The organism is Ancylobacter koreensis (assembly GCF_023016525.1).
Taxonomy (GTDB): domain Bacteria; phylum Pseudomonadota; class Alphaproteobacteria; order Rhizobiales; family Xanthobacteraceae; genus Ancylobacter; species Ancylobacter koreensis.
This window is the reverse complement of the sequence record NZ_JALKCG010000001.1, coordinates 1,455,402-1,480,928: the sequence shown is the minus strand read 5'-3', so window position 1 is coordinate 1,480,928 and position 25,527 is coordinate 1,455,402. Positions and strand designations below refer to the sequence as shown.

Genomic DNA, 25,527 nt, shown 5'->3' with positions numbered 1-25,527 from the left:
GGGCCGGGGTCACGGCGTCGAGTTGGCGCCGCCCGCCAGGCATTCGCCGCCGTCGATCACCAGCGCATGGCCGGTGATGTAGGAGGAACGGTCGGAGACGAGGAACAGCGCCGCCTCGGCGATCTCCTCCGGCCGGCCGAAGCGGCCCATCGGCACCATGCCGGACACCACCTTCTCCAGCGCCCCGCGCCCGCCGAGCTGGGCGGTGTAGGGGTCGTTGAAGGCGGTATCGACCCAGCCCGGGCAGATGGCGTTCACGCGGATGCCGAAGCGGGCATAGTCGAGCGCGATCTGCTTGGTCATGGTGATGACCGCCGATTTGGTGGTGATGTAGGCGAGCATCCCCTTGTCGAGGAACACGCCGGCATTCGACGCGGTGTTGAGGATCACCCCGCCGCCCTGCGCCTTCATGATCGGCATCGCCGCCCGGCAGGCGGCGAACTGGGCATGCACATTGATCGCCCAGGAGCGGTCGAGCTGCCCGCCGTCGATCTCTTCGAGCCCGCCGGCGACCTGAAGACCGGCATGGTTGTGCAGGATATCGAGCCGGCCATGGCGGGACCGGATATCGGCGATAAGCGCCTCAATGGCTGCGCTGTCTGAGACATCGAGGACATGCCCCTGCGCGCCCTTCCCGGCGAGCCCGGCGGTCGTCTCGGCCGCCGCGCCGTCGCGGTCGGTGGCGTAGACGAGGGCGCCCTCGCGCGCGAAGGCGATGGCGACCGCCCGGCCGATGCCCGAGCCGGCGGCGGTGACGATGGCGATGCGGTCCTTGAGGATCATGGCCGCAGGCTCCGCTCGCTCGCCGCGTCGAACAGATGGATGCCGTCGAGGTCGATCGCGACGCGGGTGGTCGTGCCGAGCGGGGGCACGTTGCCGGGCGCGCAGCGCAGCGTGACCTCCTGCCCGGCGACCTCGCCGACGACGTAGACCTCGGCGCCGCAGGGCTCGACGACGTTGACCTGCACGTCGAGCCCGTAGCGCCCCGCGCTGCCGGGCGCGTAGACGAAGGCTTCCGGCCGCAGGCCGAGCAGCACGGGCGTGCCCGGCGCGGCGGCGATGCCGGCCCAGGAGGGCGGCAGCAGCAGCGGCGTGTCCACCCCTTCCAGCGCCACCGCACCGGGCGCCGTCAGCGTGCCGCGCAGGAAGCTCATCGCCGGCGAGCCGATGAAGGAGGCGACGAAGACGGAGGCCGGGCGCCGATAGAGATCGTCGGGCGTGCCGATCTGCTGGATGTCGCCCTTGTTCATGGCGACGATGCGGTCGGCCAGGGTGAGCGCCTCGATCTGGTCGTGGGTGACGTAGACCACCGTCTTCTTTTCGGCGAGGTGCATGCGCTTGATCTCGGTGCGCATGCTGGTGCGCAGCTGCGCGTCGAGATTGGAGAGCGGCTCGTCGAACAGGTAGAGCGCCGGCCGGCGCACGATGGCGCGCCCCATCGCCACGCGCTGGCGCTGGCCGCCGGAAAGCTCGCGCGGCTTGCGCGCCAGCAGGTGCTCGATCTTGAGCATGCGGGCCGCCTCGGCCACGCGCGCCTCGATCTCGGCCTTGGGCGTCTTGTTCAGCTTGAGGCCGAAGGACATGTTCTCGGCGGCGGTCATATGCGGGTAGAGCGCGTAGGACTGGAACACCATGGCGATGTCGCGGTCCTTGGGCGCCACCCAGGTGACGTCCCGCTCGCCGATCCGGATCTCGCCGCCGGAGACCGATTCAAGGCCGGCGATCATGCGCAGGAGCGTGGTCTTGCCGCAGCCCGAAGGACCGACGAGCACCACGAACTCCCCGTCCTCGATCGCGAGGTCCAGCCCGTCGAGCACGCGCACGGGCCCGAAATGCTTGGAGACTTGCCGAATTGTAACGCCTGCCAAGGCCGGTGCTCCCACTCAGTAGCGCTTCACGAAGAGGCCGCGGCGCGTATAGACGTCGGCGGCCTCCTCGATCAGCGCGGCGACGCGCGCGGCGCCATAGTCGCGGCGCAGCAGCGTCGCACGGTCGAGAAGCTGCTGCGCGTCGCGGGCCCGGCCCGGGCGCAGCAGCTCATAAGTGTCGAGGATCAGCTCCTGCGGCACGCGGACGAGATCGGCCGCGCGCTCGAAGTTCTCCGCCAGCGTGGCGCGTCCGGCGGCGCGGGCGATGCGCGCCTGCAGGAGCAGCGCCTCCGGCGTGATGGCGACGTCCTCCGGCCCGATCTCGCCGGAGAGAACCGCCTCCAGCGTCAGCGCGGAGAGCGGCTTGCCGGTGGGCGTGCGCACGCGCTCGGGCGCCTTCTCCGAGACGGGGTAGAGCGACAGGTCGTCGGCGGGATCGTCAGACATTCGCGCCTCCCGCGTCGGGGCGATAGTCGAGTTCCACCGGATCGGCCGCGGGATCGGTCAGCGCGGTCTCGATGGCGTAGAGCAGCGCGACGCGCACATGGAAGCGGGCGCCGAGCGCCTCGCCCTGCGTGGGCACAACCACCGGCTCGGGCGCCTCGCCATGGGTGTAGCGGGCGGCGTTGCGGCCGAGCGCGCGGTAATGGTCGAGGCTGGCCAGAGGCGCGTTGGAGAACAGCTCGATGTTGAGATGGGGCATGCGGTCGGCCTGGTGCAGCACCGTGGTGCCCTTGGCCTGGATGCCGATGCCGTAGCCCGAGCCCGACAGCCGGGCGGCGGCGAGGCCGAGGAAGGAGGTGTCGGCGGTGTGCAGCATGCGCACCAGCCGCGCCGTGCCGCCGCCCTCCGCGATGCCGCCGACGAGCGCCTCCGCCACATCCTCCAGCCGGTGGCCGGCGGTGGTGCGGTGGAGCTGGCGGGCGAAGCCGGGGCTGACGCCGATCACCACCTCATTCGGGTCCGTGCCCCTGCCGGCCGTCCCGCGCGCGACCAGCCAGTCGACCTCGGCCGCATCCTTGATGTCCTCGGCGGCCAGCACGCGCTCGCGGGTGAGCACGTTGCGGATGCCCTGCACGGCGTCCCAGCGCGGCGCGCTCATGCGGTAGCCGGTCTGCGGGCCGCGATAGGTGTTGGGATCGTTGATGGCGCTCATCACCCGCCCGTCGCGGACGATGGAGGAGGTCTGGAGATAGTCGCCGGACAGGCGCTGGCGCAGCATGAGGAGGAGGTTCTCCGCCTCCGGCTCGTAGCCGCGCCGGGCGAGCGCGCGCACCACGTCGACGGCGGTGATGCCGCGCGCCTTGATCTGCGCGCTGATCGGCGTGACCTCGCCGGCGGTGAAGCTCTCGGTTTCCTGCGAGCCGGAGGCGAAGACCACCGACAGCAGCCGGTCGCGGCCGACCTTGGCGAGGCCCAGTTCATCCATCACGTCGGCCAGCGCCTCCACCGCGCGCATGCGCACGCCGAGCACCTGGTCCTCGTCGACGGGAGTGAGGCCGCCATCGGCCTGAAAGTCGCGCTGGAGGACAAGGTAGTCCTCGATCTCCTCGCCGTTGAAAAGCGAGGGGTTGAACGAGTTGTCGTATTTCTTGATCGAGCCGAAGCCCGAACAGATGAGGTCGGAGCCGGCGAGCAGATAGGGCGTGATCTTGGCGCCGACGCGGATCTCGGATTCGCTGGTGCGCGTGTCGTTGCCGGAGGCGCACTCCAGCCCGAGCCAGACGGCGATCAGATTCTCCGCCATCAGTTCGCGCACGCCGCCCGCCATGGAGGCGGTGAGCGGGGCGCCGTCGATGCCGCCGTTCTGCGTGCCCTGCACGCCCATGGCGCGCTGGAGGCACAGGCAACGGGCCTCCAGATAGAGCAGCGAGCGCTTCTCGTGGAAGCCCATCAGCAATTCGGAGGCGGCGCCCGAGGTGCAGCGCGCCTTGATGCCGCGCGAGGCGTAGGCAGCGGTCAGCAGCGCCTTGGACCACGGCGTGTCGTCGCCGTCGATGAAGGCGCGCTCGGTGCCGTAGACCGAGACCGTCTCGGCGTAGGAGGCAAGGCCGGCGAGGCCGATCTGCAGTTCCTCCGCCTCCTCGATGGAGCACTGGAACAGCACCCCTCCCCGGCCGACCGCCGCACCCACCGTGCAGGCGAGCGCATTGGCCCAGCCATTGGAGGCAACCCGCATCGTCGTCTCGATCTCGTCGAAGCCGAGCGCGACGGCGGTCGCGGAATCGGCGGCGAGCTGGAGTGGGTCGTCCTTGGCATTGGTGACGTGGGCCTGGTTGCCGGGGCTCTGGCGCTGGCGCATCTTCGCGTAAGCAAAGGTGATCTCAAGCGCGGACAACCGGCCCACGACCTCGGCGAGGCGCGCTGGCGTCAAACCGCGAGCGAGCGCCTCCAGATCCTGTCGGGGCACATTGATATCGACCAGCATCCGGGCGATGGCGCCCGGATCCATGGCCATGGCGACCGGGGCCATCTCCGGGTCGATGTGGTGGGCGGCGATGAAGGCGTCGATGATGTCGAAATCGCCGGCCGCCTTGCCGTCCATGACGCTCACGCGCCCGTCCTCGATGGTGAGCGAGGGGGCGGGATCGTGCGGGCTGCGGAACACCGAAAAGCCGGCTTCCGGGTTCTCGGCGGCGAACAGGTCCTGCCGCAGCGGGCGGGCATCCCACTCGCCGAAGCGGCGCCAGCGGTTGCTGGCGGGCGCCGCGCCGTCCTTGCGCGCCTCGCTCATCTCAGTTCTCCCGCATGGTGCGCAGCAGCACCAGGGTCAGCAGGGTCACGACGATCAGCAGGATGAAGGAGACCGCGGCCGCCTGGCCGATGTCGAGGAAGCGGAAGCCCAGGCGGTAGGCGTAGAAGGAGATGGTCTCCGTCGCCTTGCCCGGCCCGCCCTGGGTCAGCATGTAGATGAGGTCGTAGCTCTTGAGCGCCGCGATCATGCGGATCATCAGCGTGACCATGATCACCGGCTTCATTAGCGGCCAGGTCACGTAGCGCAGGATCTGCAGCCGGCTGGCGCCGTCTATGCGCGCGGCCTCCACCGGCTCGCCCGGCATCGCCTTGAGGCCGGCATAGAGCATGAGCAGCATCAGCGAGGTCTCGTGCCAGACGTCGACGAAGACCACGGTGCCGAGCGCCAGCGAGGGATCGCCGAACCAGCCCTGCGGCGGGATGCCGAGAAGGCCGATGACCCAGTTCACGATGCCCAGGCTCGGGTTGAACATCAGGCGGAACATCAGCGCGACGGCGACCGGCGTCATCAGCACCGGGATCATCAGCACGATGAGGTAGAAGGAGCGACCCGGCAGATGCGGCTGGTTCAGCAGCAGCGCGAGGCCGAAGGCGATGACGAACTCGAAGACGACGCACAGCAGGGTGAGCTTCAGCGTGACCCACGACACATGGGCGAAGTCGTCCGACAGCACCGCCAGATAATTGGCGAAGCCGGCGAAGTCGCCCATGCCGTAGGTGATGATGTATTCCTGGAAGCTCAGATAGATCGAGTACAGCAGGGGCGCGGCCACCACGAGCGCCAGCACGATCACCGCCGGAGCGACGAAGACGTACTGCGCGAGGTTGCGGCGGCGGCCGGGGGAACCGGCCCTGATCGTGGCGGTGGTCATCGGTCGCGACCCTGACGTCGTGTGGCCCGAACCCCGGGGGGCCGAGCCCCCGGAGCGGATGGTGCGGTGGACGGCGCGGCTCACTTGAGGAGCGGGTCGCCCTTCACGAGGCGGCCGAACTTGTCCTGCGAGTCCGCGAGCGCGGTGGCGGGCGGGACATTGTTGGCGAGCACCGAGCCCATCACCTCGGCGAAGGTCTCCACCAGCTGGGTGGAGCGCGACATGATCGGCAGGCCCTTCGAGTGTTCCAGCGCGGTGCCGACCTGCGACATGGCCGGCCACTTCTTGATGAATTCGGGATCGTTGTAGATCCACATCTGGGTGGGCTGGCCGCCGGCAAGGGCGCGCTTGTAGGCGACGTCCTTCGATTCCACCCACTTCAGGAATTCCCAGGAGCAGTCCGGGTTCTTGGCGTTGGACGGCACTGCCCAGCCCCAGGCGCCGAGGAAGCTGTCCTTGCCCGGCACGGGGGCGAAGCCCATCTTGCCGACCACGGTGGAATCCTTGGGGTCTTCCAGCGTCGGGAACAGGAACAGGTAGCTGATCGCGAAGATCGCCTTGCCCTGCTTCAGCGTGTTGGCGACGTCGTCGAAATTGGCGCCGAGCGCGCCCGGCTGGGCGGCGCTGTTGATCAGGTCGGCATAGACGGTAACGGCCTTGGCCGCCTCGGGCGTGTCCATGGTCGGCTTCCACGTCGTGCGGTCGTAGAAGTCGCCGCCCTCGGCGAAGAGATAGTTGGTGGCTTCCATCACCACCGGGTCGGCGCGCTGGGCGGCCATGGCGATGCCGTACATGTCCTTGTACTTGCCGGCCCACTTCACCACCTCGGCGAATTCCTCAAGCGTGGCGGGCATGCGCCAGTCGCGCTTGAACTGCTCCTTGTAGGCCGCCTGGAAGGCCGGATCGTCGACGATATCCTTCCGGTACAGGATGCCCATCGCGTACTGCCAGAAGGGCAGCATGTAGGTCTTGCCCTGCACCGTGCCGTTCAGCGCCATCAGGGCTGGGAAGTAGAGACTGGTGTCGACCTTGTCGCGGGCGATGAGGGCGTCGAGGTCCTTGATCCAGCCGGCGGTCTTGAACTCGCCGACCCAGTAGCTGTCCACGATCAGCACGTCGTAGCTGGAGGTCGAGGCCGTGAGGCTCGGCACCAGCTTCTCGTGCATCAGCGAGTAGTTGACCGCCTCGATGTTGACCTTGGCGCCGTATTCCTTCTCGAAGTCGCCCTTGACGGCCTGCAGGGCATCGGTGTCGGGCACCGTCTCCATCAGTATGTTGATGTCCGAGCCCTTGCAGACGTCGCTGGCGGCCAGCGCCGGCGAGGCGGCGAGAAAGGCGAGCACGGCGGCACTGGTGCCGAATTTCACGCGTTTCATGACAGTTCCCTTATGCTTTGACACTGGAAGGCCGGTTATCGGGTCGGGCTTGTTGGTCAGCCCTTCACCGCGCCGAGGCTGAGCCCGGCAACGAGGAGCTTTCGGATCGCGAAGTAGATGAGCACCATCGGCGCGATGGCGAGCATGGTGGAGGCGCACACCGCGCCGATGGCCGTGCCCTGCTGCGTCACCAGGCTGGAAATGGCGACCGGCAGCGTCTTGGTCTGCTGCCCCGTGAGCATCAGGGCGAACAGGAACTCGTTCCAGCACAGCACGAAGGAGAGCACCGCCGCCGCGCCGATGCCCGGCAGCGCCGCCGGCAGCACGATGCGCCAGAACACGGTGAACGGGCCGGCACCGTCGATCAGCGCCGCCTCGTCGAGTTCGCGCGGCACCCGCCTGAAGAAGCTCATCAGCAACCAGACCACATAGGGCAGGTTGAAGGTCAGGTAGGTGATGACGAGGCCGAGATGGCTGTCGGCGAGGCCGAGCTGCTTGAAGATGAGGAAGAACGGGATGACCAGTACGATCGGCGGCATCATCTGCGTGGCGAGGATCGCCAGCGGCATGACCGGGCCGCCGGTGCGGAAGCGGTCGATGGCGTAGGCGGCGAGCGCGCCGAGCAGCAGGGCGATGGCGGTCGTCGTCAGTGCGACGATGAGGCTGTTCAGGAAGAAGGAACCGAAATCGAAGCGCAGCAGCACGTCGCGGTAATTGTCCAGCGTCGGCGCGAAGAGGAGCTGGGGCGGCATCTGATAGGCCACCACCTTGTCGGCGAAGGAGGTGCGCAGGACCCACAGCAGGGGCAGCAGCACCATTGCCGAGGCGCTGCCCAGAATGAGGTGGGATACCCACTGCACCCAACGTGACTCGCCGACCATCCTGCGTCTCCGCTGCGATCGTTGTTATATGTTATAACACTATTGGGCACATCATGGCCGTGGCAAGCGAAAAATCGCCCTCGCCCGCCAGCCCCTCCGACGGGCGCCTAGCCGGCGGCGGCCAGCGGGCGGACATTCTCCTCGTCGTCGAGCAAGCGCATCAGCAGGCGCGCTGCCTCCAGAATGTCGCGCTGCACCGCCTCGCACACGCCATTGGCGTCGCCGGCCGAGGCGAGGGCGATGATCTCGTCGTGCACCGTGTTGGCGATGGCGTGGAAACGCCCCTCGCTGGCCAGCGCGTTGAGCCACGGGCCGATCTGAAGCCAAGCCAGATCAATGAGTTCGCGCAGAAATTCCATCTTCGAGGCGTCGTAGAGCCTGAAATGGAACCGCTCGTTGTTGGCGAGGTAGTCGTTGAAGCGGCGCTCGCGTATGTCGGCGGTCATCGCCGACGAGAGGGCCTCCAGCTCGGCGATGTCGCGGCTGGTAAGGCGCGGCGCTGCCTCCAGCGCCGCAAGGCCTTCAAGACGCACGCGGACCTTGGTGATCTCCTGGAAGCGGCGGCGGGTGAGCACCGGCACGATGATGGTGCGGTTGGGCTGCAATTGCAGCGCCTGCGAGGCGATGAGCCGTTGCAGCGCCTCGCGCACCGGCGTCGCCGAGATGCCGAGATCCTTGCCGAGGCCGCGGATCGTCATCGCCTGGCCCGGCTTGAAACGCCCGGTGCGCAAGGCTTCGCGCAGCGCCGCATAGGCCTGTTCGTGCAAGGGCTCCTGAACGAGTTGCTGCAGCTTCATGCACCCGGGCCCTTCCGCTTCGGCGACCGTAATATGTTATAACACATCAGATCGCCTGCCTACACGCAAGGGCGATCCGCGATAGCGCGCGGAGACGGCGGCGAAGCCGGCCCGGAAACGACAGCGGGCGGGCACGGCTCGCCGCCGCCCCGCCCGCCCCTTCTCGTCCGTGGCGCCGGTCAGCCCGCCATGGCGCGCGTCAGATTGGCATCCACCTTGTCGAGGAAGCCGGTGGTGGACAGCCATTGCTGGTCCGGCCCCACGAGCAGCGCCAGGTCCTTGGTCATATAGCCGCTCTCCACCGTGTCGACGCACACCTTCTCCAGCGTGCTCGCGAAAGCGGCGAGATCGTCATTGCCATCCAGCTTGGCGCGATGGGCGAGGCCGCGCGTCCAGGCGAAGATGGAGGCGATGGAGTTGGTCGACGTTTCCTTGCCCTTCTGGTGCTCGCGATAGTGCCGGGTGACGGTGCCGTGCGCGGCCTCCGATTCCAGCGTCTGCCCGTCCGGCGTCATCAGCACCGAGGTCATCAGGCCGAGCGAGCCGAAGCCCTGCGCCACGATGTCGGACTGCACGTCGCCATCATAGTTCTTGCAGGCCCAGACATAGCCGCCCGACCACTTCAGCGCTGAGGCCACCATGTCGTCGATCAGCCGGTGCTCGTACCAGATCTTGTGCTTCTCGAATTCGGCCTTGAATTCGTTCGCGTAGATCTCCTCGAAGATCTTGCGGAAGCGGCCGTCATACTGCTTGAGGATGGTGTCCTTGGTGGAGAGATACACCGGGTAGCGCCGCGCGAGGCCGTAATTGAGCGAGGCGCGGGCGAATTCGACGATGGCCTCGTCGAGATTGTACATCGCCAGCGCGACGCCGGCGTCCGGCGCCTGATAGACCTCGTGCTCGATGACCTGCCCGTCCTCGCCGACGAACTTGATCGAGAGCGTGCCCTTGCCGGGATAGAGGAAGTCGGTCGCGCGGTACTGGTCGCCGAAGGCATGACGGCCGACGATGATCGGCTGCGTCCAGCCCGGCACGAGACGCGGAACGTTCCGGCAGATGATCGGCTCGCGGAAGATCACGCCGCCGAGGATGTTGCGGATGGTGCCGTTGGGCGAACGCCACATCTTCTTCAGGCCGAATTCGGCGACGCGGCCCTCGTCCGGGGTGATGGTGGCGCATTTGATGCCGACGCCCACCCGCTTGATCGCGTGCGCGGCATCCACCGTCACCTGATCGTCGGTGGCGTCGCGGTTCTCGACGCCGAGGTCGTAATAGTCGAGGTCGATGTCGAGATAGGGGTGGATCAGCTTCTCCTTGATCAGCCCCCAGATGATGCGCGTCATCTCGTCCCCGTCGAGCTCGACGACGGGGTTCGTCACTTTGATCTTAGCCACCGGAAAACTCCTGGGAACCGCCGCGCGACATCCCCGGCGGCGCACCGCCGGGGATGTCGCCGGGAGATTCGCGACGCGCTCAGACGACCTTGACGGTCAGCGTGCCCACACCGTCGACGCCGCCTTCCAGCAGGTCGCCGCGCACGATGGCGCCGACGCCGGCCGGCGTGCCGGACATGATGACGTCGCCGGGCTGGAGCTCGAACAGGCCGGAGAGGTAGGAGATCATCTCCGGCACCTTCCAGATCATCTGGTTGAGGTCGCCGAGCTGGCGCTGCGTGCCGTTGACGTTCAGCCACACCTTGCCGTCGGTGGGGTGGCCGATCTTGGACGCCGGCACCAGCGCCGAGCAGGGCGCGGAGTCCTCGAACGCCTTGCCCACTTCCCACGGGCGGCCGAGCTTCTTGGCCTCGCCCTGCAGGTCGCGGCGGGTCATGTCGAGGCCGATGCCGTAGCCCCACACATGCTCCATCGCGCTCTCGACCGGGATGTTCACCCCGCCCTTGCCGATGGCGACCAGCATTTCCAGCTCGTAATGCACGTCGCTGGACTTGTCGGGATAGGGGAAGGTGCCGTCGGTGATGACGTTGTCGGGGTTCTTCTGGAAGAAGAAGGGCGGCTCCTTGTTGGGGTCGTGGCCCATCTCGATGGCGTGCTCGGCATAGTTCCGGCCGACGCAGTAGATGCGGTGGATCGGGAACAGCTTGTCCGAGCCTTCGACGGGAAGCGTCGGAATGCCAGGAGGCGTGATCACGTAGGCAGAATTATCGATCGGTGCGTTCATCAGCGTACTCCCGCATAATAGTCGACGCGTTTCTCAATGCTTTCGATCAGGGCCGATAGTCCCATCGCCGCAGCGAACAGGATGATGGTCAGAGCCCAGAAGTTCTCCATGTCGAAATTGCGCGAGTAGAGCTCGAACAATTCGCCATAGCCGATGATCGATACCAGAAGCTGGCCGATCACGACGCCTTTCACGCCGCGTACCACACCCAACCGGATACCGGCGAGGATTTCCGGCAGCGCGGCAAGCAGGATGATCTTGCCGTAGAGCGTGGCGCGCGAGGCGCCGTAGCTGCGGCCCATCTCGATGAGCGAGTTCGGCACGCCCTGCACGCCCGCCCGCGTGTCGAGCACGATGATCCAGACCGCGAAGAGGAAGACGGTGACGACCACCGTCGTCTCGCCCATGCCGAACAGGATCATCAGCACCGGCACCAGCGCGGAGAGCGGCGCCGAGACGAAGATGTTGACCCAGATGCCGAGCAGGTTGTCCGCCGTCACCGAGCGCCCCATCAGCACGCCGATCGCCACGCCGACGACGATCGCAAAAACCATGCCGATCAGGAAGCTGTTGAGCGTGGTGAGCGCCGCCGCCTGCCAGGTGCCGGTCTGCACGAGAGCGACCGCCGCGACCAGCACATGCGAGAGCGGGGGGACGAGGAACATGGCGCCGGAGCGCCCGACGATCTCCCAGATGACGCACCAGACGAGGAGCGAGGCCATCATGGGCACGCGATAGCCGAAAAGGGTCATGCCGCCCTCCCCTAATCGACGTAATGCTTGAGGCCCTGCCAGATCTCCTCGACGGTGTCGAGATAGCCCTGGTCACGGCGGATGGCGTCGGGGGAGGCGGAACGGTCGATCTCCGGCTCGATGATCTGCGCGATGCGGCCGGGCCGGCGCGACAGAATGACGATGCGGTCCGAACAGTAGACCGCTTCCTCGATGGAGTGGGTGACGAAGATGAAGGTCTTCTTCTCCTTCTCCACCAGTTCCAGCAGGTCTTCCTGGAACTTGCGGCGGTTCTGCTCGTCCACCGCCGAGAACGGCTCGTCGAGGAGCAGCACGTCGGCATTCACCGCGAAGGCGCGGGCGAGGCCCACGCGCTGGCGCATGCCGCCGGAGAGCTCGTGCGGAAACTTGTTCTCGAAGCCCGACAGGCCGACCTCGGCGATGTACTTGGCCGCGATCGCCTGCCGCTCGTCCTTGCCCATGCCCTTGAGTTCGAGGCCGAAGGCGACGTTGCGCATCACCGTCGCCCACGGCATCAGCGCGAAGTCCTGAAAGACGAAGGCGCGCTCGGGGCCGGGACCGGTGACCGTCTTGCCATTGACGCGGATTTCGCCCGAGGTGGCCGGGATGAGGCCGGCGATGATCTTGAGCAGCGTGGTCTTGCCGCAGCCGGAAGGGCCGAGCAGCGTGGTGAGCTTACCGGCGGGAAAGTCGAGGTCGATGGAGCGCAGCGCTTCCACCTCGTTGTACATCTTGCAGATGCCGCGCACCTCGACGGCGATTTCGGCGCCGGCGGTCTTTGTGGCGGCGGTGGCCGCCTCGGCGGTGATGTTCCGCATGATCAGGACCTTCTCTTCTCGGGACGCAGCACGCGAAGCTCGAAAGCCTCCAGCGCGGCCAGCGTCAGGGTGGACACCAGGATGATGGAGACCACCGCGGCATACATTTCCGGGTAGTCGGCCACCGAGCGGTGATAGGTGATGAGGTCGCCGATGCCGGTGGGGGTGATGAGCAGCTCGGCGAGAATGACGCCGATGAAGCCGGCCGCCAGACCCAGCCGCAGGCCGGCGAAGATGACCGGGCTGGCATCGGGAATGATGATCTTGACGATGCGCTGCCACCAGCTGCCCTGGAAGGAATAGCACATCGCAACCAATGACGGATTGGCGTTGCGGACGGCCTTGTAGCCGTTGAGCGCGATTACCGGCAGGGCGAGCATGATCACCGCGAGCGTCTTCGACACCAGGCCGATGCCGTAGACGAAGGTGATGAGCGGGATGAGCGCCGCCATCGGCGCCGCCTGCAGCACGACGAAGACCGGAGCGATGAGCCATTCGGCGAAGCGCGACAGGCCCATCACGATGCCGAGCCCCACGCCGATGACGGCGGAGATGGCGATGCCGATGACCAGAGGCTGAAGCGTCTGCGCATAGGCGGCAAGGAAGGAGCCGTCCAGCGTCATCCGGATGAAGGCGTCGAGCGTTTCCAGAAAGGTCGGGAAGGCAAAGCTGATCGGAATGCGGCCGGCGATTTCCCAGGCGAGGAAGAAAAGGCCGATCGACGCGGTGCGCCAGAGGGCCGTGCGGTGCTCCGAGAGCTTCCTCCAGAAGAAGGAGCCCTCGGAGGAGCGAACGGCCCGGGGGGAGCCGTTCGCCTGCGCCGGGAAGGCCATCAGTTGGTGCCGACCTTGCCGAGCACGCGGTTCAGCGGCTCAAGCGCCCAGAAATCCTCGACCTTGAAGCTCGCCGGGTCGCCCTGCAGCTGGCCGGAGAGCGAGTAGAAGGCGAAGTCGTCCTTGGCCGCCGCCGCGCCGCCGCCATTGGGCGGGAACGCCTTGCCCTGCGCCAGCTCGGTGAAATAGGGGGTGATCTCCGCCACCTGATCGGCCGGCAGGTCCGGCAGCAGCTTGTACTTGGCGCGCCATTCCGCGACGATGGCGGGGTTCTTGGTCACTTCGCGCCAGGTGGTGAGAACGGACTCGACGATGATGTCGACTTCCTTCTGGTTCTTGTCGAGGAAGTCCTGCCGGGCGAACAGCGCCTCGTCGGTGGCGTTCACGCCGTCGAGCGGCAGGATGATGAACTTGCCGGGCGCCTTTTCCTGAAGCAGGCGGCGGCCCGCCGAATCCACGATGGTCGCCTTGACGTTGCCCTGCAGCAGCGCGCCGGTGCGCACTTCCGAGCCGGGGATGTAGCTGATCTTGGAGAACTTGATGCCCTGCTTGTCCTCCATCAGCTTCATGATCGCCTCGGTGCCCGAGCCGCGCGAATGCACCGCGACTTCCTGACCGTTGAGATCCTTCCACGTCTTGTAGAACTCGGCGTTCACCGCCGGGTAGAAGCGCAGCGTGGAGAGCTGGAGGAAGAGGCGCACCGGCACCTTCACCTTCTGGATCAGGGCATAGGGACCGCCCACGCCGATATCGGCCTGCCCGCTGACCACCGCTTGCGCGGCGATGTCCTCGGACTTCAGATAGGTCATCTCGATCTCGACGCCCTTCTGCTCGGCGAGCTCGAAGGCCGCCAGCAGGTGCAGGTTCTCGACGCTGGCGATGTCGCCATAGGCGACGCGGACCTTCGCCTCGGCCTGCGAAGCCGCCGCCAGCGTGAGGCCGAATCCGACGGCGAGCGCCGTGACGGAAAGGCCCCATCTCCTCGTGAAGTCCTTGAGCATGTCAGTCTCCCATGAGCCGGACGGTTCAATCCGCCGCTAGACCAACCCGCGAGGTTGGATACCAATTTCCATTTGGTTTATATTGGCCATTGTTGCTGGTCAAGCGCCGATCCGCTTGACCGCTCGGTTCCGACCCTCCATAGATTGAACCAATTCGAATTTTGGTTGAGCCTGATTCCATGCTTACGCCTCCCTCCGATACCCATCCGGAAAAGGGGATCGTCACCCAGCTGCGCGGCTATCTCGCGCAGCTCGACCTGCCGGAGGACGGCCGCCTGCCGCCCGAGCGCGAGCTTTCCGCGGCGCTCGGGGTGTCGCGCACCGAATTGCGCAAGGCGCTCGACGTGCTGGAGGCGGAAGGCCAGCTCTGGCGCCATGTCGGCAAGGGCACCTTCATGGGCAGCCGGCCGCTCGACACCTTCGCCGACATCGCCGCCCTCGCCCGCCGCAGCAACCCGGCCGAGGTGATGCGCGCGCGCATTGTGATGGAGCCGGAGATCGCCCGTGCGGCGGCCTTCACCGCCACTCCCGCCGACATCGCCGAGATGCGCATGTGCCTTGCCCGCTCGCGGCAGGCGGAGACCTGGCGCCAGTACGAGACCTGGGACACCCGCCTGCACCGCACAATCGCCGAGGCCAGCCAGAACACGCTGCTGCTCGGCCTGTTCGACACGCTCAACGCGGTGCGCCGCGCTGTGACCTGGGGGCGGCTGCGCACCGATCCCGTCAAGCCGCACGCCGACCACCACAGCTTCGCCGAGCACGAGGCTATCGTGGAAGCCATCGAGCATCGCGACATCGCCGCCGCCGCCGCCGCGATGCGCACCCACCTCCAGACGGTGGAACGCAAATTGCTGGACCGCCAGTAGAGGCGGTCCGCTCCCCGGACTTCGACCGACGCCGTACCGCTTCCGTGCCGACGCCATATCGTTCAAACGGGAGCCGACGGCTCCTTCCGTCCGAGGGACCTCATCATGATACCCGGCCTTTCCATAGACGTGCTGCTGAACGTGCATGTCGCCATCAGCCTGGTCGCCATCGCCACCGGCCTCTGGGCCATGGGCGTGCTGGCGACCGGGCGTTGGCTTCCCGTCTGGCAGGCGATCTTCCTCGTCACCACCGCGCTCACCAGCATCACCGGCTTCCTGTTCCCCTTCAGCGGGGTGACACCGGCCTTCCTGTTCGGCGTGATCTCGCTGGTGCTGCTCGCCGTCGCAGCCGCTGCCCTGCCCGTGCGCGCCACGCGCCGGCTCGCCGCCATCGCCTATGCGGTGACGGCGACCTTCGCGCTCTACCTCAATCTGGTGGTGCTGGTGGTGCAGTCCTTCCAGAAGCTGTCGGCCCTGCAGCCGCTGGCGCCGAACCAGAACGAGCCGCCCTTCCTCGCCGCCCAGCTTGTCGTGCTGGCGGCCGTCCTTCTCATCGGCTTCTTCTCGGCCCGCCGAAGGATCGTCTGACGGGTCGGGCCGCCTTCTTGGTCACCAGGAAAGGGCCGACCGCCAGCGTGTCGAGGCCGGAATTGAGCAGCACGTGCACCGCGTCCTGCGGGCGGTGCACCAGCGGCAGGCCGTGCAGGTTCAGCGAGGTGTTGAGCACCCCGCCAATGCCCGACAGGCGCTTGAAGGTCGAGATCAGGTCCCAGTAGTCGGCATTCGCCGCGCGCGTGACCACCTGCGGGCGGCAGGTGCGGTCATAGGGGTGGCTGCCGGCCCTCAGCGCGTTCCAGCCCTTCTCGGTCGTGTCGAAGGACAGGATCATGTAGGGAGCGGCGACGTGCTTGGGGTTATCGAGATAGTCGCCGGCGCTCTCGTCCAGCACCGAGGAGGCGAAAGGCATCCAGAAGTCGCGGCTCTTCACCATCTCGTTGATGACGCGGATGACCTCGGGATTGCGGGGATCGGCGATGATGGCGCGGTTTCCGAGCGAGCGGGCGCCGAACTCCTCGCGCCCGGCGAAGCGTCCGACCACGCGGCCCTCGACCAGCAGGCGGGCCACCGCCTCGTTGATCGAGGCCGGGCGCTCGACGGCGATCTCGCCGGCCGCCAGATGCGGGGCGAGGTCCGCCTCGATTGTCTCCACGCTCCATTCCGGGCCGAGATAGAAGGAGGAGATCGGCTTGACCGTTCCGCCCCCGCGCAGCTCGGCCTGCGCCAGATAGGCCGCGCCCAGCGCGTTGGTCTCGTCGCCGCAGGAGGGGAAGACGAAGAGCTCGTCCACCTCGTCCAGTTCCATGATGCGCTTGTTGGCCTTCACGTTCATGAAGACGCCGCCGGAGAGCGCCAACCGGCGCACGCCGGTCGCCTTCACCGCGCGGCGCACCAATTCGCACAGCATCTCCTCGGTGAAGAGCTGCAGGCCGCCCATCACCGCGTCGAAGCGCTGCTCGTAGAACAGCGCCTCAAGGGTCGGTTGGATGTGCAGCGTGTGCGGCACGCCGGAGGCGCGCTTCCACGTCGGCGCGCCGTCCGCCGCCCATTCGAACAGGCCGTGCAGGCGGTCGGCGATGCGGCGCGAGGCGCTGGGCGAGGCATAGGGCGCCATGCCCATGAGCTTGTATTCGTGCTCGTTCGGCACCATGCCGGTCATGTAGGTGACGACGCCGTACATGGTGCCGAAGGAATGGCTCCAGTCGGTGCTGAACAGCCTCTCGATGCGGTTGCCGCGCCCGATGCTGACAGTCGAGCACAATTCGTCGCCCGAGCCGTCCACCGTGACCACCAGCACCGGCGCGTCGCGCTCGCCTTGCCCGTAATAGGCGGTGGCGGCGTGGCATTCGTGATGCTCGAAGGTCTTGATCGCCTCGGGCCGGAAGCCCAGCGCGAGGAAGGCGTCGCGCCGGCGGCGCTTCTTGTCGGCCTGCACCAGAAGGCGCAGCGGCGTGTGGCGCAGCAGCGCGCGCACCCGGCCGGGAAGCTGGCCGCAGCGGCGAAAGAAGGCGATGCATTCCTCGCGGTCCATCGGCGGGATGGGCAGGTGCCCGGCCAGCGCCAGCACCTCGACCTGATCGGGCTTCAGCCCATGGCGGCCGAGCAGCCAGTCGATCGAGTGCGTGGGGATGCCGTGATAGTTCTTGATGCGGCGCGGCCGCTCCTCCTGCAGCGCCTCTAGCGCGCCTTCGGGCGTCAGCAGGGCGGCGGCGGCATTATGCGAGTCGGAAACGCCGAGAATGGTCATGGGGCCACTGGGTCATGGGCGCCGACGCGCGCGGGCCGGCCGGGAGGGAGGGCGACATCCGATGCGGGAAGCACGGGCCACGCCCTCGGACACCTGCTTTGTCCGACATTACACGCAATTCGCCAACAAACTATGACCCGGCGCGGCGGCGACCACGGCACCGGGCGGCCGGCTCAGCCGGTGAACGGCACTTCCTGCTTCTCGAAGCGCTGGAAGCCGAATTCCTGCCGGTGAACGCAGAAGAACTGACGCGCAATGTCGCCGACGAGGCGGGCGCGCGTGACATGCGTGCCGGGAATGGTGCGGTCGATCCACTCGTCGGGCACCGTCAGGACCATTCCGGTCTCCAGACGGCACAGGATCGTCCTCAGTTCGTCCCCGTTCATCACGCTCCCCGACAGGCTGCCCCCACGCGAAGCACCCTATAGGCCGGGCGATGCCTGCAAATCCAGTCCTCCGCGCATCCGGTCCCCGGCGGAGAGCGGGGCAAGGCGGGCGCCCGGCAGCGCTCATGCCGCCGGGCGCCGTCGCGATCAGGCGAGATCGAAGCGGTCGAGGTTCATCACCTTGGTCCAGGCCGCCACGAAGTCGCTCACCAGCTTCTCCTTCGCGTCCTCGCTGGCATAGACCTCGGCGAGCGCGCGCAGGATCGAGTTGGAGCCGAAGACGAGGTCGGCGCGGGTCGCCGTCCAGCGCACCTCGCCCGACTTGCGGTCGCGGCCCTCATAGACGTCTTTCGAATCCCCCGCCGCCTTCCACTGGGTCGCCATGTCCAGCAGGTTGACGAAGAAGTCGTTCGTCAGCGCGCCGGGGCGGTCGGTGAAGACGCCGTGCGTCGAGCCGTCGGTGTTGATGTTGATCGCGCGCAGGCCGCCGATCAGCACCGTCATCTCCGGCGCGGTGAGGGTAAGGAGCTGCGCCTTGTCGATCAGCGCCGCCTCGGCCGACACGCGCAGCGTGGGCTTCTGGTAGTTGCGGAAGCCGTCCGCCACCGGCTCCATCACCTCGAAGGCGTGGATGTCGGTCGCGTCCTGCGAGGCATCGGTGCGGCCCGGCGCGAAGGGCACGGTGACGTCATGACCACCGGCCTTGGCCGCCTGCTCGACACCGGCATTGCCGGCGATGACGATCAGGTCGGCGAGCGACACCTGCTTGCCGCCGGTCGCGGCGGCGTTGAACTCCGCGCGCACGCCCTCCAGCACGGCGAGCACCTTGGCGAGCTGCAGCGGCTGGTTCACCTCCCAGTCCTTCTGCGGCGCGAGGCGCACGCGGGCGCCATTGGCGCCGCCGCGCTTGTCGCCGCCACGGAAGGTCGAGGCCGAAGCCCAGGCGGCAGCGACCAGCTCGGACGAGGTGAGGCCGGTGGCGAGCACGCTCGCCTTCAGCGCGGCCACGTCCGCCTCGTTCACCAGCGGGTGGTTCACGGCGGGCACGACGTCCTGCCAGATCAGCTCTTCCTTCGGCACTTCCGGGCCGAGATAGCGCGCGCGGGGCCCGAGATCGCGATGGGTCAGCTTGAACCAGGCGCGGGCGAAGGCTTCGGCAAAGGCCTGCGGGTTCTGCAGGAAGCGGCGCGAGATCTTCTCGTAGGCAGGGTCGAAGCGCAGCGACAGGTCCGTCGTCAGCATGGTGGGCTTGTGCTTCTTCGACGGGTCGTGGGCGTCGGGGATGATGGCCTCGGCGTCCTTCGCCTCCCACTGGATCGCGCCCGCCGGGCTGCGGGTCTGCACCCATTCGAACTTGAACAGGTTCTCGAAGAAGAAGTTGCTCCACTGGGCCGGAGTCTGGGTCCAGGTCACTTCGAGCCCGCTGCCGATGGCGTCGGCGCCGAAACCGGTGCCGTAATTGCTGGCCCAGCCGAGACCCTGCGCCTCGATGCCGGCGCCCTCGGGCTCGGGGCCCTTGTGGGATTCGGCCGCGGCGCCATGGGTCTTGCCGAAGGTATGGCCGCCGCCGATCAGCGCGACGGTTTCCTCGTCGTTCATCGCCATCCGGGCGAAGGTCTCGCGGATGAAGGCCGCCGCGGAGAGCGGGTCGCCATTGGCGTTCGGGCCTTCCGGGTTGACGTAGATGAGGCCCATCTCGGTGGCGCTGAGCGGGGCGTCGAACTGGTCGAGCGCGCGGTGCTTGAGCCAGGCGGTCTCCGAGCCCCAGTTCACGTCGAGATCGGGCTCCCAGGTGTCCTCGCGGCCGGCGGCGAAGCCGAAGGTGCGGAAGCCCATGGTCTCCAGCGCGACGTTGCCGGTCAGGATCAGCAGGTCGGCCCAGGAGATCTTCTGGCCGTATTTCTGCTTGATCGGCCACAGCAGGCGGCGCGACTTGTCGATGTTCACATTGTCCGGCCAGCTATTGAGCGGAGCGAAGCGCTGCTGGCCACGGCCGCCGCCGCCGCGCCCGTCGGCCAGCCGGTAGGTGCCGGCGGAGTGCCAGGACATGCGGACGAACTGCGGCCCGTAATTGCCGAAATCGGCCGGCCACCAGTCCTGCGAATCGGTCATCAGCTTGCGCAGGTCGTTCTTCAGCTCTTCATAGTCGAGCTTGGCGAACTCCTCGCGGTAGTCGAACGTACCGCCGAGCGGATCGGACTTCGACGAGTGCTGGCTCAGCAGGTCGACGCGCAGCGTGTCCGGCCACCAGTCGCCGTTCTGACGCGGCTTGGCGCCATGGGCGACCGGGCATTTCGACACCGCGCCCTCGTCCGTCTTGTCGTTCATGGTTCTCTCCGATCCTCGGTGCGCGCAACGCGCCTCGTCCTGAGGCTGGTCCTGGGGCTGGCCGGTCCTGGTGCCCGCGCTCCCGCCACGCGCGCGGGAGGCTGCCGCCTACAAGGGCACCGTCTTAGCAAAGGCTTTTCATTATTTTAATTCCGATTTTCTGATCGTCACGATAAGCTCAAATTATGACAAACCTGACACTGAGGCAGCTTCGCTATTTCGAGGCGCTTGCCCGTCACGGTCATTTCGGCCGCGCGGCGGAGGACTGCGCCATCTCGCAGCCGGCCCTCTCCATGCAGATCAAGGCGCTGGAGGAGGAACTCGGCGCCGAGCTGTTCGAGCGCGACCGCCGGCAGGTGCGGCTGACCAGTTTCGGCGAGGAGGTCATGCGGCGCGCGGCCGACATACTGCGCGCGGTGGACGGGCTCGACGACTATGCCCGCGCCGCGCGCGACGGCATGGTGGGGCGCCTGCGCATCGGGGTGATCCCGACAGTCGCGCCCTATCTGCTGCCCGGTGTCATCGCCAGTCTCAGGCGGCTGCACAACGGGCTGGACGTGCATGTGCGCGAGACGCTGACGCCCCGGCTGGTGCAGGAACTGGGCGAGGGGCGGCTCGACATGGCGATCGTCGCGCTGCCGGTGCCGGAAGCCTCGCTCACCGAAATGGCGCTGTTCACCGAGAATTTTCTGCTGGTGCGCCCGCGCGAAGATGAGGGCAAGCCGCCCCCGCACCCCGACGCGCTGCGCGAAATGCGCCTGCTGCTGCTGGAGGAAGGCCACTGCTTCCGCGAGCAGGCGCTCTCTTTCTGCGCCCGCACGCCGCCCGCTTTGCCCCCGCGCGACCTGCTGGACGCCAGCTCCCTGTCGACGCTGGTGCAGATGGTCGATGCCGGCATGGGGGTGACGCTGATTCCCGAAATGGCCGTCCCGGTCGAGACGCGCTCGGCCTCGGTGTCGGTGGTGCGCTTCGCCGATCCCCAGCCCACCCGCACCATCGGCATGGTGTGGCGCAAGACCAACCCGCTGGCGCGCCAGTTCGTCGAGATCGCCGAGGCGGTGCGCAGCTGCGCGGCGGTCGCCTGACCGCTCAGACCGCGATGCGCCCCGTGGCGAGGCCGAAGATAGCCACCACGGCGCCGGCCGCCGCCGCCGCGAACAGAAGCTGCTCGCGGCCGGTGAAGACGCGGTGGCCGCGCTCCTTCTGGGCGATGGCGAACAGGATCGTGCCCGGCGCGTAGATCACCAGCGACAGCAGCAGGAAAGTGATGCCGCCGGCGAAGACCAGCCAGCCGGCATAGAAGGTGGCGATGCCGGCGCGCAGCAGGTCGATGCGGCGCTCGCGGGCCTGCCCCTCATAGGTCTCGCCGCGCCACGCCAGCATCAGCGCATAGGTGGCGGTGAGCAGGTAGGGCAGCAGGATCATCGAGGAGGTGAGCTTGAGCGCCAGCAGGAAGGCCTGCTCGGCGAAGAGCGTCAGGACGAGAAAGCACTGCACGAGGATGTTGGTCATCCACAGCGCAGCCGCCGGCACGCCGTTGCGGTTCTCGCGGGCGAGGAAGGCCGGCATGCTCTCCATCTTCGCGGCCGAGAACAGCACCTCGGCCGCCAGCAGCGACCAGGAGAGATAGGCGCCGAGCACGGAAACGATCAGCCCGGCGCTGACGAACACCGCGCCCCACGGGCCGACCACCGCGCGCAGCACGCCGGCCATGGAGGGGTTGCGCAGTTCCGCCAGATCCGGCCGCAGCAGCACGCCGTAGGACAGCATGGTGACGAGCACCAGCAGGCACAGCACGCCGAGGAAGCCGAGCAGCGTGGCGAGGCCGACGTCGGAGCGCTTGCGGGCGTAGCGCGAATAGACGCTGGCGCCCTCGATGCCGACGAAGACGAACACCGTCACAAGCATGGTGCCGCGCACCTGCGCGAACAGGCCGGCCCCTTCCAGCCCCGGCCCGCCGTCGAAATTCGCCGCGAAGATGTCCGCCTTGAAGCCGAAGCCGACGAAGACGAGGAACAGCACGATGGGGATGATCTTGGCGACGGTGGCAATCGTGTTGATGAAGGCCGCCTGCTTCACGCCGCGCAGGATCGTGAAATGGAAGGCCCAGATGCCGACGGAGGAGATCGCCACCGCCAGCACGGTGTTGCCGTCGCCGAACGCGGGGAAGATGGCGCCCCAGGTCGACTTGATGAGCACCCAGTAGGAGACGTTGCCGAGGCAGCAGACGGTCCAGTAGCCCAGCGCGGAGAGGAAGCCGGGATAATTGCCGAAGCCGGCCTTGGCATAGGCGTAGACGCCGGCATCGAGCGCGGGCTTGCGCCGCGAGAGCGTCTGGAACACATAGGCGAGCATCAGCATGCCGCCGCCCGCGATGGCCCAGGCGATCAGCGCACCGAGCCCGCCGGTGACGCGGCCGAAGGTCTGCGGCAGCGAGAAGATGCCGGCGCCGACCATCGAGCCGACCACCATGGCGGTCAGCGTCGGCATGGCGAATTTCTGCTGGGTGGGCTGGGTCATCGTGTCACCTGAAACGACCACGCGGCGAACATCCTCTCCCCGTCGGGGAGAGGTGCCCGCGAAGCGGGTCGGTGAGGGGCTCGGCGATCGCAACGCCGCGAAGTCCCCTCACCCCAACCCTCTCCCCGACGGGGAGAGGGAGTTTCCCGCGCCCGTCAGAACTCCACCGCGTCGCGGATGATCGGGCAGGTCATGCAATGGCCGCCGCCGCGCCCGCGCCCGAGCTCGGAGCCGTCGATGGTGATGACCTCGATGCCCGCCTTGCGCAGCAGCGTGTTGGCATAGGTGTTGCGGTCATAGGCGAAGACGACGCCCGGCGCGGCGCAGACGAGGTTGGCGCCCGAATCCCACTGGGTACGCTCGCGGGTGTAGTCGTTGCCGCCGGTCTCGACGACGCGCAGTTCCTTCAGGCCGAGCGCCTCGCGCACCGTCTCGACGAGGCCCTTGTCCTTGGAAAGCTCGACGCCGCCCTTGCCGTCCGGGCGGTAGGAGAAGCACTCGATCTTGTCGACGATATCGGGGTAGAGCAGCACGCAGTCGCGGTCGGCGAAGGTGAACACCGTGTCGAGGTGCATCGCCGCGCGCAGCTTGGGCATGGCGGCGATGATGACACGTTCGGCCGCCCCCTGCGCGAACAGCGCGCCGGCGAGCTGGCTGATCGCCTGCCGCGAGGTGCGCTCGCTCATGCCGATCAGCACATTGCCCTTGCCAATCGGCATCACGTCGCCGCCTTCCAGCGTGGCGAGGCCCCAGTCCTGCGTCGGGTCGCCCCACCACACATTCACCTTGCCGGCAAAGTCCGGGTGGAATTTGTAGATCGAGGTGGTGAGGATGGTCTCCTCGTGCCGCGCCGGCCAGAAGAGCGGGTTCAGCGTCACGCCGCCATAGATCCAGCAGGTGGTGTCGCGGGTGTAGAGCGTGTTGGGCAGCGGCGGCAGCAAATACTCGTTGACGCCGGCGGCGTCGCGGATCAGCTCCAGCGTGGTGCCGCCGATGGTCTCGGGGAACTCATAGGTCGACAGGCCGCCGATCAGCGTCTCGGCGAGCGCCCGCGCCGGCAGGCCGTCGAGATAGGCGCGCACCTCATCGACGAAGCCGAGCCCGATCTGGTTCGGCACCACCTGATGGTCGAGGATCCATTTCCTCGCCTCGGGAATGGCTACCGTCTCGGTGAGGAGATTGTGCATCTCCACCACCTCGATGCCGCGCTCGCGCATCTTGTTGATGAAGTCGAAATGGTCGCGCTTGGCGACGTCGACCCACAATACGTCGTCGAACAGCAGCGCGTCGCAATTGCTCGGGGTCAGGCGCTGATGCGCGCGGCCGGGCGCGCAGACCATCACCTTGCGCAGCTGGCCGACCTCGGAATGCACGCCGAAACTGGTACCCATGATGAGGCTCCCGTTGCTTTTCTTGTCAGGGGGTGATGAGGCCGGTCGCAAGGCCGTAGGCGCCGATGGCGCCGGCCGCGAGCGTGACGGCGAAGACGATCATCTCGACCGGCGCGAACAGCCGCGCGTTCTGTTCGCGGCGCGCCCACACGTAAAGGATGGTTCCGGGCACGAAGAGCACGGCCACCAGCAGTACGTATTTCAGGCCGGCCGCGACGAACATGAACAGCGTGTAGACGATGGCGACGGCCGCGAAGCTCATGTCGCGGCGGCGCTCGCCGGGCGCGTTCTCATAGCCCTTGCCGCTGCGCGCCAGCAGCACGCCGTAGCCGGCGACCAGCAGGTAAGGCAGCAGCGAGGTCACGCTCGTCATGTCGAGCATGAAGTTGAAGGCGTCGCGCGACCAGTAGGTCGAGACGACGAAGAGCGAGACCACGATATTGGTGAGCCACAGCGCGTTGGCCGGCACGCGGTTGGAGTTCTGCGCCGCGAACAGCTTGGGCATGTCCTGCGACCTCGCGGCGGCGAACAGCACCTCGGCGCAGATCAGCGACCAAGCGAGATAGGCGCCGAGCACCGAGACCAGCACGCCGATGGAGATGAACACCGCGCCCCAATGGCCGACCACCAGTTCCAGCGCGCCGGCGAGCGAGGGGTTCGCCACCCCGGCGATGGCCGCGCGCGGCGCGGTGGCGTAGGGCAGCAGCGTCACCGCCACCATGAGGCCGGTAACGGCGACGAAGCCGAGTATGGTCGCCGAGCCGACATCGGCGCGGGTCTTGGCGAAGCGGGAATAGACGCTGGCGCCCTCGATGCCGAGGAACACGAACACCGTGATCAGCATGGTGTCGCGCACCTGCGCCACCAGCGTCTTCTCCGGCATGCCCACGCCGCCGAAGAAATTCTCCGAGAACTGCGCGTAGTGGAAGAAGAACACGAAGGCGATGATCGCCACGATCAGCGGCACGATCTTGGCGATGGTGACGATGGTGTTGATGAAGGTGGCCTGCTCGACGCCGCGCAGGATCATGAAATGGAAGGCCCAGATGCCGACCAGCGACACGATGATTGCGGTGGCGCTGCTGCCATCGCCGAAGATCTCCGGGAAGAAGCGCCCGAGCGTCGAGCCGATCAGCACCCAGTAGAACACGTTGCCGAGGCAGCTTCCCAGCCAGTAACCGAAGGCCGAGAGGAAGCCCATGTAATCGCCGAAGCCGGCCTTGGCGTAGGCGAACACGCCGGAATCGATATCCGGCCGCTTCTCCGCCAGCGCCTGGAAAACGCGGGCCAGCATGTACATGCCGGTGCCGGCGATGGTCCAGGCGATGATGGCGCCGAAGGGTCCGGTCGCGGTGGCGAAACGGCCGGGCAGGTTGAAGATGCCCGCCCCCACCATCGAGCCGACGACCATGGCGGTGAGGGAGAAGAGAGAGAGTTTTCCAACCGGCCTGTCAGCCATGGTGCGCCTCGCGATGTGTCATGAATTCGGACGGGAACGGCCGACGGGGCACGCCTCGGGGTCCGTCGCAGCGACGTTGCAGCCGATTATTGGCATGAAATCGCGATCCCCCGACAGAACTTATTTTTGTTCTTGTAGT

General features: G+C 67.3%; 23 protein-coding genes. 3 read left to right on the top strand and 20 right to left on the bottom strand.

Features of this window, described 5'->3' with window-relative positions; genetic code table 11:
* Positions 1-9: 9 nt before the first annotated feature.
* From MWN33_RS06795 to MWN33_RS06730, 14 genes are all read right to left on the bottom strand, one after another.
* Positions 10-783, bottom strand: coding sequence for an SDR family NAD(P)-dependent oxidoreductase (locus MWN33_RS06795; RefSeq protein WP_247199665.1), 774 nt, complete (start codon positions 781-783; stop codon positions 10-12).
* Positions 780-1,868 (bottom strand): ABC transporter ATP-binding protein, encoded by a 1,089-nt coding sequence (locus MWN33_RS06790; RefSeq protein ID WP_247199664.1) that lies wholly within the window; start codon positions 1,866-1,868, stop codon positions 780-782. Before MWN33_RS06790 ends, MWN33_RS06795 begins: the two co-directional genes overlap by 4 nt.
* A gap of 15 nt (positions 1,869-1,883) precedes the next feature.
* Positions 1,884-2,315: a diol dehydratase small subunit gene (locus MWN33_RS06785; protein ID WP_247199663.1), complete on the bottom strand. Its 432-nt coding sequence runs from the start codon at positions 2,313-2,315 to the stop codon at positions 1,884-1,886.
* Positions 2,308-4,602, bottom strand: coding sequence for a propanediol/glycerol family dehydratase large subunit (locus MWN33_RS06780; RefSeq protein WP_247199662.1), 2,295 nt, complete (start codon positions 4,600-4,602; stop codon positions 2,308-2,310). The genes MWN33_RS06785 and MWN33_RS06780 overlap by 8 nt, the downstream gene beginning before the upstream one ends.
* A 1-nt stretch (position 4,603) precedes the next feature.
* Positions 4,604-5,494: a carbohydrate ABC transporter permease gene (locus MWN33_RS06775; protein WP_247199661.1), complete on the bottom strand. Its 891-nt coding sequence runs from the start codon at positions 5,492-5,494 to the stop codon at positions 4,604-4,606.
* An 80-nt stretch (positions 5,495-5,574) separates the two neighbouring features.
* Positions 5,575-6,870, bottom strand: a complete 1,296-nt coding sequence (locus tag MWN33_RS06770) for an extracellular solute-binding protein (protein ID WP_247199660.1) — start codon at positions 6,868-6,870, stop codon at positions 5,575-5,577.
* Between the two features lie 56 nt (positions 6,871-6,926).
* On the bottom strand, positions 6,927-7,751 hold the full coding sequence (locus tag MWN33_RS06765) for a carbohydrate ABC transporter permease (RefSeq protein WP_247199659.1): 825 nt from the start codon (positions 7,749-7,751) through the stop codon (positions 6,927-6,929).
* Positions 7,752-7,858: 107 nt separating this feature from the next.
* The gene (locus MWN33_RS06760; protein WP_247199658.1) at positions 7,859-8,548 is read right to left on the bottom strand and encodes a GntR family transcriptional regulator; all 690 of its coding nucleotides are present in this window, start codon (positions 8,546-8,548) and stop codon (positions 7,859-7,861) included.
* Between the two features lie 179 nt (positions 8,549-8,727).
* Complete coding sequence (locus tag MWN33_RS06755) at positions 8,728-9,942, bottom strand: NADP-dependent isocitrate dehydrogenase (protein WP_247199657.1); 1,215 nt, start codon at positions 9,940-9,942, stop codon at positions 8,728-8,730.
* Positions 9,943-10,021: 79 nt separating this feature from the next.
* Positions 10,022-10,726 carry a fumarylacetoacetate hydrolase family protein gene (locus tag MWN33_RS06750; RefSeq protein ID WP_247199655.1) on the bottom strand — a complete coding sequence of 235 codons (705 nt, stop codon included), beginning with the start codon at positions 10,724-10,726 and terminating at the stop codon, positions 10,022-10,024.
* Positions 10,726-11,478, bottom strand: a complete 753-nt coding sequence (locus MWN33_RS06745; RefSeq protein WP_247199654.1) for an ABC transporter permease — start codon at positions 11,476-11,478, stop codon at positions 10,726-10,728. Before MWN33_RS06745 ends, MWN33_RS06750 begins: the two co-directional genes overlap by 1 nt.
* A gap of 11 nt (positions 11,479-11,489) precedes the next feature.
* Positions 11,490-12,296 (bottom strand): ABC transporter ATP-binding protein, encoded by an 807-nt coding sequence (locus MWN33_RS06740; RefSeq protein WP_247199653.1) that lies wholly within the window; start codon positions 12,294-12,296, stop codon positions 11,490-11,492.
* A 2-nt stretch (positions 12,297-12,298) separates the two neighbouring features.
* Positions 12,299-13,129 carry an ABC transporter permease gene (locus MWN33_RS06735; protein WP_247199652.1) on the bottom strand — a complete coding sequence of 277 codons (831 nt, stop codon included), beginning with the start codon at positions 13,127-13,129 and terminating at the stop codon, positions 12,299-12,301.
* Positions 13,129-14,130, bottom strand: a complete 1,002-nt coding sequence (locus tag MWN33_RS06730; RefSeq protein WP_247199651.1) for an ABC transporter substrate-binding protein — start codon at positions 14,128-14,130, stop codon at positions 13,129-13,131. Before MWN33_RS06730 ends, MWN33_RS06735 begins: the two co-directional genes overlap by 1 nt.
* A gap of 179 nt (positions 14,131-14,309) precedes the next feature.
* On the opposite strand from MWN33_RS06730, the gene MWN33_RS06725 reads away from it, so the two are divergent.
* A complete protein-coding gene (locus tag MWN33_RS06725) occupies positions 14,310-14,999 on the top strand; it encodes a FadR/GntR family transcriptional regulator (protein WP_247199650.1) in 690 nt (229 codons plus the stop codon).
* Positions 15,000-15,104: 105 nt separating this feature from the next.
* On the top strand, positions 15,105-15,587 hold the full coding sequence (locus MWN33_RS06720) for a hypothetical protein (RefSeq protein ID WP_247199649.1): 483 nt from the start codon (positions 15,105-15,107) through the stop codon (positions 15,585-15,587).
* Here MWN33_RS06720 and MWN33_RS06715 read toward each other — a convergent pair.
* The 3 genes from MWN33_RS06715 to katG all read right to left on the bottom strand — a co-directional run bounded on the left by MWN33_RS06715 (position 15,550) and on the right by katG (position 20,018).
* Positions 15,550-17,304 (bottom strand): carbamoyltransferase C-terminal domain-containing protein, encoded by a 1,755-nt coding sequence (locus MWN33_RS06715; RefSeq protein WP_247199648.1) that lies wholly within the window; start codon positions 17,302-17,304, stop codon positions 15,550-15,552. The two genes, MWN33_RS06720 and MWN33_RS06715, sit on opposite strands and share 38 nt — an antisense overlap.
* A gap of 173 nt (positions 17,305-17,477) precedes the next feature.
* Positions 17,478-17,690, bottom strand: coding sequence for a hypothetical protein (locus MWN33_RS06710; protein WP_247199647.1), 213 nt, complete (start codon positions 17,688-17,690; stop codon positions 17,478-17,480).
* A 147-nt stretch (positions 17,691-17,837) separates the two neighbouring features.
* The gene (gene katG / locus MWN33_RS06705; protein WP_247199646.1) at positions 17,838-20,018 is read right to left on the bottom strand and encodes a catalase/peroxidase HPI; all 2,181 of its coding nucleotides are present in this window, start codon (positions 20,016-20,018) and stop codon (positions 17,838-17,840) included.
* Between the two features lie 185 nt (positions 20,019-20,203).
* Between katG and MWN33_RS06700 the strand changes: the two genes are divergently transcribed.
* On the top strand, positions 20,204-21,103 hold the full coding sequence (locus MWN33_RS06700) for a hydrogen peroxide-inducible genes activator (protein WP_247199645.1): 900 nt from the start codon (positions 20,204-20,206) through the stop codon (positions 21,101-21,103).
* Between the two features lie 4 nt (positions 21,104-21,107).
* Here MWN33_RS06700 and MWN33_RS06695 read toward each other — a convergent pair whose 3' ends face one another.
* From MWN33_RS06695 to MWN33_RS06685, 3 genes are all read right to left on the bottom strand, one after another.
* Positions 21,108-22,538 (bottom strand): basic amino acid/polyamine antiporter, encoded by a 1,431-nt coding sequence (locus MWN33_RS06695; protein WP_247199644.1) that lies wholly within the window; start codon positions 22,536-22,538, stop codon positions 21,108-21,110.
* Positions 22,539-22,693: 155 nt separating this feature from the next.
* The gene (locus MWN33_RS06690) at positions 22,694-23,929 is read right to left on the bottom strand and encodes an arginine deiminase (protein WP_247199643.1); all 1,236 of its coding nucleotides are present in this window, start codon (positions 23,927-23,929) and stop codon (positions 22,694-22,696) included.
* 25 nt (positions 23,930-23,954) lie between these two features.
* The gene (locus tag MWN33_RS06685; RefSeq protein ID WP_247199642.1) at positions 23,955-25,388 is read right to left on the bottom strand and encodes a basic amino acid/polyamine antiporter; all 1,434 of its coding nucleotides are present in this window, start codon (positions 25,386-25,388) and stop codon (positions 23,955-23,957) included.
* Between the last annotated feature and the right edge of the window lie 139 nt (positions 25,389-25,527).